The organism is Tistrella mobilis (genome assembly GCF_039634785.1).
GTDB lineage: Bacteria > Pseudomonadota > Alphaproteobacteria > Tistrellales > Tistrellaceae > Tistrella > Tistrella mobilis.
The window spans coordinates 38,011-49,854 of sequence record NZ_JBBIAB010000006.1; the positions used below are offsets into that span (position 1 = coordinate 38,011).

Here is an 11,844-nt window from a genome sequence, read left to right on the forward strand (position 1 = left end):
CCCCGGTCTTCGGCAGCGGATCCCTGATCCCGCGCATGGGCCCAAGTGAAGCACCGGCCTCAGGGTAATTCAAACGTTTATTTGATCACCATTGACGCATCGCCCATACTTTGCCGACAACAAGAACGAGGAAACGTTCCACATGAGCTGGGAAGCCGATATCGAGGAACTGCGCCGTCGTCAGGCGATGACCGCGCGGATGGGTGGTGAGGAAAAGGTCGCGCGCCAGCATGCCAACGGCAAGCTGACGGTGCGGGAGCGCATCGACGCCCTGCTGGACCAGGGCAGCTTTCGCGAGATCGGCTCGGTGGCCGGCCGCGGCAGCTATGATGCCGACGGCCAGCTGGTCGATCTGTCGCCGGCCAATTTCGTCTTCGGCCGCGGCCGGATCGACGGCCGGCCGGTGGTGGTGGGCGGCGACGATTTCACCGTCCGCGGCGGTGCGGCCGATGCCTCGATCCACGAAAAGCAGGTGCAGTGCGAAAAGCTGGCCGGGGAATACCGCCAGCCGCTGATCCGCCTGGTCGACGGCACCGGCGGCGGCGGCTCGGTCAAATCCTACGAGACCATCGGCCATACCTATGTCCCCGCCAATCCCGGCTGGGAGGTGGTGGTGCAGAACCTGGAAACCATCCCGGTCGTGGCGCTGGCGCTGGGATCCGTCGCGGGGCTGGGCGCCGCCAAGACGGTGGCGAGCCATTATTCGCTGATGGTGAAGGACATCTCGCAGATGTTCATCGCCGGCCCCGCGGTGGTGGCGCGTGCCGGCGAAAGCCTGACCAAGGAAGAGCTGGGCGGCGCGATGATCCACGCCAAAGCCGGCGCGGTCGACGATGTGGTCGAAAGCGAGGCCGAGGCGTTCGAGCGCGCCCGCCGTTTCCTCTCTTACCTGCCGTCCTCGGTGGACGAACTGCCGCCCCGGATTGCGCCGACCGACGATCCGGAGCGCCGCGACGACTGGCTGATCAAGGCGGTGCCCCGGGAACGCCGCCGGGTCTATGACATGCGCCGGATCGTGAAATCGGTGGTCGACCAGGGCAGTTTCTTCGAGATGGGCAAGTGGTTCGGCCGCTCGGCCATCACCGGCCTCGCCCGGATCGACGGCTGGCCGGTGGCGGTGCTGGCCAGCGACCCGCATTTTTACGGCGGCGGCTGGACGGCCGACACGGCGCAGAAGGTGGTGCGCTTCGTGGACCTTGCCGACACCTTCCACCTGCCGGTGGTGCATCTGGTCGACATCCCGGGCTTCCTGATCGGGCTGGATGCCGAGAAGACCGCCACCATCCGCCACGGCGCCCGGGCGCTGTCGGCGGTGTATCAGGCGCGGGTGCCCTGGTGCACGGTGGTCATCCGCCGCGCCTTCGGCGTGGCCGGCGCGGCAATGATGAACCATACCCGCGCGCGCTATCGCTTTGCCTGGCCCTCGGGCGACTGGGGCTCTCTGCCGATGGAAGGCGGCATCGAGGTGGCCTATCGCGCCGAACTGGACAAGGCCCCCGACCGCGAGGCGGCGATGGCCGAAATCACCGACCGCCTGGAAAAGGTCCGCTCCCCCTTCCGCAGCGCCGAGGCCTTCTCGATCGAGGAAATCATCGACCCCCGCGACACCCGCCCGCTGCTCTGCGAATTCGCCAACCTGGCCGCCCCGCTGCGCAAGCCGGGCTTCAGGGCGGCGGGGTTCAGGCCCTGAGGGCATCCATGCCACCTGCTTCCGCGAAGCCCTGCCATCAGGCGGGGCTTCGCTCCCGGATGTCCGGCCATCGAATATTCTGAAAGTATTGCGGCCTGTTGTTTGTGGCAGGTCGGGACACCATATGTTGAAGACGGGACAGAACGTATCGACGCCTGGATAATTGTCGCAGGTCCGGGCGATATCAGGTGTATGGGGTGCCATCACTTTGCAGAAGGCGGTCGTCAGAAAGACGGGCACGCCGAAGACAGCCGCACACGCGGAACCAAAGTCATCCCGAACCGTTTCCTTCCAGGCCCTCTGGTGATTTCAGCCCGGCAAGAGTACACAGCATGAATACATCAGCGGATCTGCGGCGGGATGTGCGGCAATTCCAGGCGCCGATCTTATACAAAAGCCTCCTCCAGGTGGCGACGTCGTTCGGTGGCTTCTGGGCCAGCTGTGCCGCCATGTATCTCTTAAGCGATATATCCTACTGGCTTTCGCTGGCACTTGCTCCGCTGGCCGCCGGGTTTCTGGTACGCATCTTCATCATTCAGCATGATTGCGGGCACTGGTCGTTTTTTCGCGGGCGCCGTGCAAACGATCTTCTGGGCTTTGCCTGCAGCCTCTTCACGCTGGCACCTTACGCATCCTGGCGCCGTCAGCATGCGGGCCATCACGGCGTGTGGAACAACCTCGACCGCCGGCAGAGCGGCGCCGACATCTATTCGTCCTGCCTCACCGTGGCCGAATACAACGACCTCAGCCGGCAGCGGCGCTGGTGGTACCGGATCACCCGGCATCCGCTGGTCGCCAATCTTCTCCTGCCGCCTTTGGTCTTTCTGGGGCTGTACCGGGTGCCGTTCGATGCACCGCCGACCTGGCGACGCGAGCGTCGGGCGGTCTATGTGACCGATGCGGCGCTGGTCGCGATATTCGGTGGCCTGGGTCTGCTGCTCGGCTTCGGTGAGGTGGCGAGCATACAACTTCCGATCATGATATTGGCGTCGATCATCGGCGTGTGGCTGTTTTCCGTCCAGCATCGGGCCGAGACGACGCGGTGGGCGCGCGAGCGCGACTGGGATCCGGTCTCAGCATCCCTGCAAGGATCGACCTGTCTGCGCCTGCCGGCCGTTCTGCAATGGTTTACCGGGAATATCGGCTTTCATCATGTGCATCATCTGAATGCACGCATCCCCAACTATCGGCTCCAGGAATGTCATGAGTCGATCCGCGAGCTGCATGATGTTCCGACCCTGTCCCTCAAGGCGGGGCTCGGCGCGGTGCGCTATGCCCTGTGGGACGAGCAGCGCGGACGCATGGTCACGTTCCGCGAGGCAGCCCCCCGGTCGTGAAAGGCGATGACTGATCGAGGGATCGTCTGGGATTTCAGGCGGTTGTCAGAACCTGTCTGGTGACCCGCATGTGGAGCCGGGCCACAGACCCGCTGCTCTGCGCATTCGCCGGCCTGGCGACCTGAACGGACACGGCCGGAGACAGGGTCATGACCAGCATCACCATCCACGATCTGGACGACGCGCTGACACGCCGCCTCGGTCGCCGCGCCGGAAAACCTGGGCCGGACCATCCATGCTCGCTTTGCCGCCATTGGTGGGGTGGATCTGGAGGTTCCGGGGCGGGGGACAATGCGCGAACCGCCGTCATTTTCCTGAGGGCTGCGGATCGCACGCATGATTCTGGTCGACACCAATGTCATCTCGGACGTGATGCGCGCCGTCCCCGCGGCTGTGGTCCTGGACTGGTTCGCGCGGCACGAGCCGACGGAGCTTTTCCTCAGCGCCATCAGCAAGGCCGAATTGCGACGGGGGGCTGCTGCCTCTCCGGTTGATTGACTTCCGGCCGCCGCTGATCGACAGTCCCGACATCGGCTTTGAGAATGCGGGCGAACGCCTCCCCTCATCGTCAACGGTTTACGATCCAAAACCCGCCTGATACGGCGGGTTTTGTGATTTCAGCCAGAAAGAAAGGCGGGTATCTCCCGTCTTCGGACACGCTTTTCAGCGCCGCCGCCGCTCCATCACCCCCACAATCCCCGCCAGCAGTTCCACATCTTCTTCCGGCAACAGCTTCACCCCGTTGAGGACTTTCAGGGCGCTGTCGGACATGGTCTGCAGTTCGCCGGGGGCGGGCAGGGTGTCGAGGAAGAAGTCGGCGATCCGCACGTTCAGGATGCGGGCGAGCTGGTCGAGCGTGCGGATGCTGGTGATCACCCGGCCGCGTTCGAAATTGGAGATGGTTTCGACGTTCTTGCGCATCAATTGGGCAAGCTGCGCCTGCGTCAGACCGCGGGCTTCGCGGAACGCTCTGATGCGTGTGCCGATGTGAATGCCGATGTCCATGGGCCCGATCCTGCGGACAAAGCCATCGGCTGACCATCTGCGTAATTCACGGGGTCTTTTACCCCACGTAATTTTAGGGTATGGGTGGCGTTCGGCGCATGGGGGGCGTGCGGATCAACCGCGGATGGGGCAGGTGCAGGGGCATGGCGACGGGAAACCGGCGGGGTGGGCGCAGATCGGGCGGGGGTAGATCGGGCCGGCGGGTGGCGGCCATGGTGGCGGTCGCGCTCTCCGTCACCCTCCCACCCCCCGCCCATGCCGCCTGGCAACGCCTGCCGCCTGAACTTGTCCCTTTCGACCCGTCCCCGCCGGATGGGGGCGCGCGGCCGGTCTGGTATCTGGCGGCCGAGGGGCGGGAGAGTGTGCTGGTCGCCAGCTGCCGCGCCGGTGGCGGGCCGGTGCTGTACTGGGTGGCACTGGCCGGGGCGGCCCGCGCCGGCGGGCGGGTGCCGCCGGGGGTGGCGGCGCTGGAGGTGGTGTGGCGGGTGGGGGACGGGCCGGCAGAGGCCGGTGTCTGGTGGGCCGGGCCCACGCCCGACATGCTGCGGCCGGAAGGCGATCTGGCGCTGCTGGAGCGGCTGGCCGGCGAAACGCGGTTCGAGATGCACGGCGCCCGGCTGCCCCTGCAGCGCTTCGACGTGACCGGCACCGCAACCGTGGTCACCGATGTGGTGACGGCCTGTCTGTCCGGTGGCGCCGCTCCGCCCCCGTCCGCTTCCCCGGCCGCCTCCCCATCCAACTGAGAAGGGGCGTGGCCGGGGTCAGCCCTGGCCCGCCCGGCCCGTCCAGAATTCCGCCCCCGGAAACCGCCCCGCGGCCTGGGCGTAATAGGCGGCCAGGCGGCCGCGATAGATGGCGCGCAGGCGCGCCTGCGCCGCCACCACCTGAGGGATGGCGCTGCTGTCGCCGCCGAGTGCCGCATCCACCGCGCGGGCCGCCTGGCGGCCGGCATGCATGGCCGAGAGCAGGCCCTGCGCCGAGAGCGGGTCATAAGCCTGGGCGGCATCGCCGGCCGCAATCCAGCCGGCCCCCGCCAGAAGATCGAGCGCCGTGCCGCCGGCATCGCAGGCGGCAACCGGATCCAGCGCCGCCCCGGCATCGGCATGGCCGGTCAGCCGGGCCAGATGACGGGTGGCGAGCCGGGCCGCATGCCAGCGTGGCCGGTCGGCCAGGATCCGCGCCGCCGTGGCCGGGCTGGTGTGCAGCGCCGCCATCACGGCGCCCGACGGCAGCCGTGCCGCATACCACCAGCCTTCGGGCACCGCCTCGATCACCGTGCGGTCGAACCCCGGATCGGCCATCGGCCCGTCGGTGACCGAAATCCGCGCGAAGATGGCGATCAGCCGGTCGTCGCGCAGCCGGCCAGCGCCCAGCTGGCGGGCAAGCGCCGCCCGCCGCCCGGTGGCGTCGATGAGCCAGCGCGCCCACACCGGCGGCCCGCCATCGGAGACATCGACCCGCCAGAGGGGGGCCGTATCCGGCGCCGTATCGCCGCTCTCCCGCCGGACCGCCACGACCCGCGCCCGGCGCCGGCCGGCGCCGGCATCGATCGCCGCCCGGCGCAGCGCGGCATCGAAAGCCGGGCGGTCCAGCCGCCAGCCGGGGCCGTCGGGGCTGCGCAGGAAATCGGTCGCTTCCAGCTCGTCGGAGGCCCAGGCGGAGAGGGTGCCGCGGACGCGGCCATGACGGGCAGGATCGGGCGGCGGCAGGCCGGCCGCCCGGAAGAAGCCGGCGGCGGCCCCGGGCAGGGCCTCGCCGATCTTCATGTCCCGCCCATCCGGATGCAGCCGCCCCGGATCGGCGATCATCGCCCGGCGCCCGGCCATGGCCAGCGCATGGGCCGCCACCGCACCCGCCGGGCCGCCGCCGGCGATCAGGACATCGACCACACGGCCGGCGGGTGCGGCCGGCCGTGCGGGATGGCCGTCAGCGGCGTCTGTCGGTGTGGCGGACACGGATCGACCGGAACTCCTCCATCTGGGCTTCGCTTTCCCAGCCGGCGCGGCGGGCGTCGCTGTCGGGCCCCATGGCCGGGGCGGCCGCGGCGAACGCGGCCTTCATCAGGGCGGCCCCGCGGCTTTCCACGAAGATCACCGGTGGCAGATCGGGATCATCCTGCACGCCCGGGCGCGCCTCGACAATGCCCTGGGCGCCGAAGCGGGCGATCATCTGATCCATCACATCGGCAACGCTGCCGGTGAAACCGCGCATCCAGCTGGCCCGGCGCTGGAAGGCCGCCACCCGCTGGCCATGCGGCAGGTCTTCGTTCATCACGGTCTGATAGTCTTCCGCCGTCAGCACCTGGTTCGGCACCCGCGCCGGCCAGAAGGACGGCAGATAGGGGTCGTAAGCCGCGTCATAACCCGACCGGCAGAAGGCGGTGTCGCCCTGCCAGGGCAGCGCCATCCAGCGCGTCACATCCCCCGGCGCCTGGGCATAGACCGGCCCGCCGGGGCTGAGCGCCACCGCCTGGGTCAGTTCCTTGCCGTAATCCTGCTCCGGCTGGCCGGCCGGGCGATGGCGCAGGCGATAGGGCGCCTGATACATGCTGCCATGGCGCATCGGCCAGGTGACCTCGCAGCCCGGATGGAAGGCATCGGCGATGCAGAAATGCAGGGCCGCCTTGTCGAGCATCGCCGGCTGATCTTCCAGCGGCACCTGATCGATGCTGTGCGGGGCCGGCCCCGAGGGCCGGTCGTCGATGAAACGCCCCTCGACCCACATTTCCATCAGCGCCGCCCGGGTCGGCGACATCGGCAGGTAGTTGTTCGGATCATCGGACTGGAACGAGCCATAGGCGTCGCCATAGAGCCAGGGCCAGACGCTGGGCTCGCAGGCGATGGTGTGGGGCGCGCGGAAGGCGTTGCAGATGTTCCGCCGCAGCTCCATCCACGGGTCGTCGCCGCCCGCGGGCGGGGTCGCCAGCTTGTCGATCAGGGCGGGATCGGTGAAATCCATCGGCCCGCCGGCGCCGAACAGCCCGGCAAAGCCCTTGTTCACCCATTGCAGACCGGTCAGCCGTTGCAGCACCGGCTGGATGTCGCGGGCGAAGGAGGCGATATCCGGCATCGGCAGCCGGCCGCTTTCAATATAGGTGTCGGTCAACAGGTCGTGGAGCGTGCGCCAGGAAATCACGTCCGGCGCATAATTCGGCGGCGCCACCACCACCCAGGCCGGTTCCACCGGCAGCGGCCGGCCATCCAGCACCACCGCCGCCGTCACCGGCCCGTCGGAGGTGTCGTCGTACCAGTCGTCGGCATTGTTGAAGCTGTTCGGATCCTCGGGCCGGTAGACCGGCGCCCCCGAGGGCGAGGCCGAGGCCCCGCGCCCGCCCAGGAACAGCAGCCGCCCGGCATCGTCGGTCCGGATCTCGCCCAGCGGCACCACCGTGTCCTTGAACTTTCCGGTGTCGAAGGCATGTTCGGCGCCGCCCGAGACATCGGGTCCCGAGATGCTGCGCGGGCCGGGATCGATCACCAGAATGCCCCGCTCGGCAAAGGGGATGTCGGGGTTGCGGCGCGGCACCGCCATGGTCGCCGCCTCGGGAATGTCCAGCGCTGCCTGGAACTGGTACCAGGCCGCCTTGCGGTTCACCGGATGCACCGTCCAGGTGATGTCGGCATCCGCCGCCGTCAGCTCGCGCACCACCCGGCCCTCGGCGTCGAGGCCATAAATGCGGAACCGCGCCGCCTGCCGCTTCAGCGCGCCGGCCTCGTCGCGATAGAAACCGGGCTCTTCAGGCTGCGGTGTGGTCACTTCAGGGCCGATGTAATACGCCGTGGCGGCATCGCCGATGCGTGCCACCCCGATTGCCGGGTGGATCGCCGCCCGCACGATCTCTGCCATTCGTCCTGCCTCCCCTTGTCCATCGGCCCCGATCCCGGGATGGCCTTCGGTCATCCTGCTGCCGGCGCCGCGCCGGCGCCGGTTATCGAGACTTGTTGGGCACATGATGCCAGCAGACATCCCGGAATGCATCGGATCTTTTCTAGGGGCGCGCTTTGTTTGCAAGGCGCGCATCTTTCAGGCGATAAGTCCTGAACGAGCGCAGCCGGACGGCCGGCGGCATCCGCTTGCATCCCATGCATTCCGCGGCGGTCCGCGATTGAGCGGACCCGCCTTCGCCGTCTATGCTGTCGGGGCCGCGCGGGTGCGGCCGGGACGGGGCGAACGACAGGCACGGAGATCACGCGACGCATGGCGCGACAATCAGCGCGGCGGAAGCCCACGCGGCCGGGATTGCGGCAGCGGTTCCTGGCGTGGTGGCGCGGGCGCAATCGGCCGGTGCTCGCCCTGCCGGCGCCGACGCCGGCCCTGCCGATCCTGGATCTGATCAACCGGGTGGACCCCGATCCGCCGTCGGACGACCAGGTGATCGGCAAAAAGGGCAAGGGGCCGCTGTGGACGGTGGACCGGATCACGGTCGCCGAACATCTGTGGGGGGAAGGCTTCATCCAGCCCGGCGGCCCGGAACTGGTCGACGAGCTGATCCGGCCGCTGAGCCTGGACAATTCCATGCAGGTGCTGGATATCGGCGCCGGGCTGGGCGGGGTGGCCCGCGCGATCACGAAGCAGACCGATGCCTGGGTGACCGCCTTCGAGCCCGACCCGCTGCTGGCCGAACGCGGCAACGAGTATTCGACCAAGGCCGGGCTTGGCCGCAAGGCGCCGGTGCAGCGCTTCGATGCCGGGGAAAGCAAGCTCAAACCGAACATCTATGACGCGGTGATCAGCCGGGAAGCGCTGTTCACCATGCCCGACAAGCCGCAGCTGATCCGCAACCTGGCCGGTGCGCTGAAGCCGCAGACCGGCCAGATGCTGTTCACCGACTATATGCTGCCGTCCCGGGGCTATGTGATCCCCGATCTTCGGACCTGGGCGGCGGTGGAACCGGTGATGCCCGACCCCTGGAGCCTGGACGAGGCGCTGGCGACCATGGAGGCCCTGCGCCTGGATGTGCGCATCCGCGACGACATCAGCGAACTGGTCCACCGGATGATCCGCCGCGGCTGGGCGGATTTCGCCAAACGGCTGGAGGGCGGCAACATGACCCGCGGCTTCCGCCGGGCGCTGCTGAAAGAGATCGAGATGTGGGCGGCGCGCGCCACGCTGATCGAACGCGGCCATCTGAAGGTGTACCGGGTGTATGCCCGACGGGTGGGGCGCTAGGTCTCCGTGCCGGGTTTTCGCCGACGCGGCCGCCCCGGGCGGCGGCGGGGATCGGGACGGGGGGCCCAGGGATCCGGGAAGGGAAATTCGGGCGGGTCCGGCGGCGTGTCGACAAAGGGGGAGGCCCGCCACCAGTCGACCCAGGCGCCGGCGTTCTGCACCCACCAGGGGGTGTCGTAATCGATGGCGATCATGCCCGGATGGTCCAGCGGGCTGAAGATGCGGTACCGCCAGCGCGGGCAGATATAGCCGTCGAACAGCGTCATGCGCCGGAACACCACCGCCTCGGTCGGGTTGGTCGCCCAGTCCAGCGGCGGCGGCATGTCCGCATCGACCGGGCCGGCCGGCACCCACAGCTGCACGTACCAGACCGGCAGTCCGGTTTCCGGGTCGCGCGGGGGCATGTCGGCGGCGGGCCCGGACCCGTCGTCCAGCTGCCGGACCAGGCTGTCGGCGGCCACCATGGCACGCCGCGCCTTGCGGATCAGGCGGTGCCGTGCCGCCACGGTGCCGCGCGACCTGCCGGTTCTTTCGATCGCCAGGCGGGCGGCCGTATACGCAAGCGATGCAAGATCGAAGGCGGTGATCGTCATTGGTCGGGCAGAGCCTGATTGCGGTGGGCCGGTCCCTGTCAGAGTGGGCGAAACCGGCCGCGGCGATCAGCCCCGACGATGCGGCCGCATGCGGCCGCGGGGCATGATCAAAACCCCGCGCTTCCGCGTTGACAGCCGCAGGGGGCATCGATATCCTCCGCGCACTTTTCGCCTGAGGAGGAGCCCGGGGCAGTGCCCGAGGGCGCGTGAACCCGCGAGGACCAGACCGATGAAGGTGATCAACTCCCTGAAGAGCGCCAAGAAGCGCGACAAGAACTGCCGCGTCGTGCGCCGCAAGGGCCGCGTTTACATCATCAACAAGTCCAACCCGCGCATGAAGTGCCGCCAGGGCTGATCCATCGGATCGGCCGGCAGCCTTCGGCGCCGGACTTGCGATGATCCCGGGACGTCGTGCCCGGGGGACGCTTTCGAAACGGCCGCCGTCCTTCGGGACGGCGGCCGTTTCGCGTCTGAAGCGTTTCGCGTTTCCGGATCGGTCGGGCGGTATATGATGTCTGCTCTGCGTTCAACCTCGCGCCGCGCGACCCGAGGAGACGACCCGATGCGCATGCCCGCCCCCGAAGCCGCAGCCCTTGCCCAGAGAGACGAGCTGATCGCCGAATTCCGCGCCCTGCTGGGGCGCGATGCGGTGATCGCCGACCAGACCGGGCTGGAGGTCTACGAGAATGACGGGCTGACCGCCTATGCCCAGAAGCCGTTGGTCGCGGTGCTGCCGGCCACGACCGACGAGGTGGCGGGGGTGCTGAAGATCTGCGCCCGGCGCGGCATAAGGGTGGTGCCGCGCGGGGCCGGGACCTCTTTGTCGGGCGGTGCGCTGCCGCTGGCCGACGGGGTGCTGCTCGGCCTGGGGCGGTTCAACCGTATTCTGGATGTGGACGTTGCCAATCGCTGTGCGGTTGTGCAACCGGGGGTGCCGAACCTGGCGATCACCACCGCGGTCGCGGCACATGGGCTGTATTACGCGCCCGACCCGTCCAGCCAGATCGCCTGTTCGATCGGCGGCAATGTCGCCGAGAATGCCGGCGGGGTGCATTGCCTGAAATACGGCGTCACCACCAACAACATCCTGGGGCTGGAAATCGTGCTGATCGACGGCACGGTGGTCCGGCTGGGCGGCCGGCATATGGATGCCGGCGGCTATGATCTGATGGGCGTGCTGACCGGATCGGAAGGCCTGCTGGGCGTGGTGACCGAGGTGACGGTGCGGCTGCTGCCGCGGCCCGAAACCGTGCGCGCCCTGCTGATGGGCTTTCCGCAGGTGGCCGATGCCGGCGCCTGCGTGGCCGAAATCATCGGGGCCGGGATCGTGCCCGCGGGGCTGGAGATGATGGACCGCGATGCGATCCATGCGGCGGAGGCCTTTTGCGATGCCGGCTATCCGCTGGATGTGGAGGCCCTGCTGATCGCCGAACTGGACGGGCCGGGGCCCGAGGTGGAGGCGCTGATCGCCCGGGTCGCCGCCATCGCGCGCGCGGCCGGGGCCACCAGCCTGCGCGAAAGCCGCGACGAGGCCGAACGCCAGCGCTTCTGGGCCGGACGCAAGGCGGCCTTCCCTGCCGTGGGGCGGATCTCGCCCGACTATTACTGCATGGACGGCACCATCCCGCGCGGCCGGCTGCCCGAGATGCTGGGGATCATTTCCGGGCTGACGCGCGAATACGGGCTGCGCTGCGCCAATGTCTTCCATGCCGGCGACGGCAATCTGCATCCGCTGATCCTGTATGATGCCAATGCCCCGGGAGAGCTGGAGCGGGCCGAGGCCTTCGGTGCCGAGATCCTGAAGGCCTGCGTGCGGCTGGGCGGCGTGCTGACCGGCGAACACGGCGTCGGCATCGAAAAGCGCGATCTGATGGGCGAGATGTTCACCGAAACCGATCTGGCCCATCAGCAGCGGCTGAAATGCGCCTTCGACCCCGACGGGCTGCTGAACCCGGGCAAGGTGTTCCCCACCCTGCATCGCTGTGCCGAGCTGGGCCGGATGCATGTCCATCACGGGCAGCTGCCCCACGCCCATCTGCCGAGGTTCTGA

General features: G+C 68.6%; 11 protein-coding genes. 7 read left to right on the forward strand and 4 right to left on the reverse strand.

Translation table 11 applies throughout. The features are described 5' to 3' along the window. The first annotated feature begins 142 nt into the window (after positions 1–142). The 3 genes from WI697_RS10060 to WI697_RS10070 all read left to right on the forward strand — a co-directional run bounded on the left by WI697_RS10060 (position 143) and on the right by WI697_RS10070 (position 3,525). Positions 143–1,690 carry an acyl-CoA carboxylase subunit beta gene (locus WI697_RS10060; RefSeq protein ID WP_345958341.1) on the forward strand — a complete coding sequence of 516 codons (1,548 nt, stop codon included), beginning with the start codon at positions 143–145 and terminating at the stop codon, positions 1,688–1,690. 332 nt (positions 1,691–2,022) lie between these two features. Continuing rightward, positions 2,023–3,027, forward strand: coding sequence for a fatty acid desaturase (locus WI697_RS10065; RefSeq protein WP_345958342.1), 1,005 nt, complete (start codon positions 2,023–2,025; stop codon positions 3,025–3,027). A 336-nt stretch (positions 3,028–3,363) separates the two neighbouring features. Next, the gene (locus WI697_RS10070) at positions 3,364–3,525 is read left to right on the forward strand and encodes a PIN domain-containing protein (protein WP_345958343.1); all 162 of its coding nucleotides are present in this window, start codon (positions 3,364–3,366) and stop codon (positions 3,523–3,525) included. A 165-nt stretch (positions 3,526–3,690) separates the two neighbouring features. Here WI697_RS10070 and WI697_RS10075 read toward each other — a convergent pair whose 3' ends face one another. After that, positions 3,691–4,032 carry a helix-turn-helix domain-containing protein gene (locus WI697_RS10075; RefSeq protein ID WP_345958344.1) on the reverse strand — a complete coding sequence of 114 codons (342 nt, stop codon included), beginning with the start codon at positions 4,030–4,032 and terminating at the stop codon, positions 3,691–3,693. A gap of 143 nt (positions 4,033–4,175) precedes the next feature. On the opposite strand from WI697_RS10075, the gene WI697_RS10080 reads away from it, so the two are divergent. Then, on the forward strand, positions 4,176–4,775 hold the full coding sequence (locus tag WI697_RS10080) for a hypothetical protein (protein WP_345958345.1): 600 nt from the start codon (positions 4,176–4,178) through the stop codon (positions 4,773–4,775). A gap of 18 nt (positions 4,776–4,793) precedes the next feature. Here the strand turns inward: WI697_RS10080 and WI697_RS10085 are convergent, their stop codons facing one another. Together WI697_RS10085 and WI697_RS10090 are read right to left on the reverse strand one after the other, a co-directional pair. Beyond that, positions 4,794–5,987 (reverse strand): NAD(P)/FAD-dependent oxidoreductase, encoded by a 1,194-nt coding sequence (locus WI697_RS10085; protein WP_345958346.1) that lies wholly within the window; start codon positions 5,985–5,987, stop codon positions 4,794–4,796. Next, on the reverse strand, positions 5,959–7,878 hold the full coding sequence (locus WI697_RS10090) for a LodA/GoxA family CTQ-dependent oxidase (RefSeq protein WP_345958347.1): 1,920 nt from the start codon (positions 7,876–7,878) through the stop codon (positions 5,959–5,961). Before WI697_RS10090 ends, WI697_RS10085 begins: the two co-directional genes overlap by 29 nt. 351 nt (positions 7,879–8,229) lie before the next feature. On the opposite strand from WI697_RS10090, the gene WI697_RS10095 reads away from it, so the two are divergent. After that, a complete protein-coding gene (locus WI697_RS10095; protein WP_082828472.1) occupies positions 8,230–9,201 on the forward strand; it encodes a class I SAM-dependent methyltransferase in 972 nt (323 codons plus the stop codon). Here WI697_RS10095 and WI697_RS10100 read toward each other — a convergent pair. Beyond that, on the reverse strand, positions 9,198–9,794 hold the full coding sequence (locus tag WI697_RS10100; RefSeq protein ID WP_345958348.1) for a hypothetical protein: 597 nt from the start codon (positions 9,792–9,794) through the stop codon (positions 9,198–9,200). The two genes, WI697_RS10095 and WI697_RS10100, sit on opposite strands and share 4 nt — an antisense overlap. 229 nt (positions 9,795–10,023) lie before the next feature. Here WI697_RS10100 and ykgO point away from each other — a divergent pair, with 229 nt between their 5' ends. Both ykgO and WI697_RS10110 read left to right on the forward strand, forming a co-directional pair. Next, a complete protein-coding gene (gene ykgO, locus WI697_RS10105; protein WP_014748080.1) occupies positions 10,024–10,149 on the forward strand; it encodes a type B 50S ribosomal protein L36 in 126 nt (41 codons plus the stop codon). A gap of 207 nt (positions 10,150–10,356) precedes the next feature. After that, positions 10,357–11,844, forward strand: a complete 1,488-nt coding sequence (locus WI697_RS10110; RefSeq protein WP_345958349.1) for an FAD-linked oxidase C-terminal domain-containing protein — start codon at positions 10,357–10,359, stop codon at positions 11,842–11,844.

What these genes read in the sequence shown, in the direction of transcription:
- WI697_RS10060 (WP_345958341.1), top strand. Translation starts at nt 143, where the DNA reads ATGAGCTGGGAAGCCGATATCGAGGAACTGCGCCGTCGTCAGGCGATG.
- WI697_RS10065 (WP_345958342.1), top strand. Translation starts at nt 2,023, where the DNA reads ATGAATACATCAGCGGATCTGCGGCGGGATGTGCGGCAATTCCAGGCG.
- WI697_RS10070 (WP_345958343.1), top strand. Translation starts at nt 3,364, where the DNA reads ATGATTCTGGTCGACACCAATGTCATCTCGGACGTGATGCGCGCCGTC.
- WI697_RS10075 (WP_345958344.1), bottom strand. Translation starts at nt 4,032, where the DNA reads ATGGACATCGGCATTCACATCGGCACACGCATCAGAGCGTTCCGCGAA.
- WI697_RS10080 (WP_345958345.1), top strand. Translation starts at nt 4,176, where the DNA reads ATGGCGACGGGAAACCGGCGGGGTGGGCGCAGATCGGGCGGGGGTAGA.
- WI697_RS10090 (WP_345958347.1), bottom strand. Translation starts at nt 7,878, where the DNA reads ATGGCAGAGATCGTGCGGGCGGCGATCCACCCGGCAATCGGGGTGGCA.
- WI697_RS10095 (WP_082828472.1), top strand. Translation starts at nt 8,230, where the DNA reads ATGGCGCGACAATCAGCGCGGCGGAAGCCCACGCGGCCGGGATTGCGG.
- WI697_RS10100 (WP_345958348.1), bottom strand. Translation starts at nt 9,794, where the DNA reads ATGACGATCACCGCCTTCGATCTTGCATCGCTTGCGTATACGGCCGCC.
- ykgO (WP_014748080.1), top strand. Translation starts at nt 10,024, where the DNA reads ATGAAGGTGATCAACTCCCTGAAGAGCGCCAAGAAGCGCGACAAGAAC.
- WI697_RS10110 (WP_345958349.1), top strand. Translation starts at nt 10,357, where the DNA reads ATGCGCATGCCCGCCCCCGAAGCCGCAGCCCTTGCCCAGAGAGACGAG.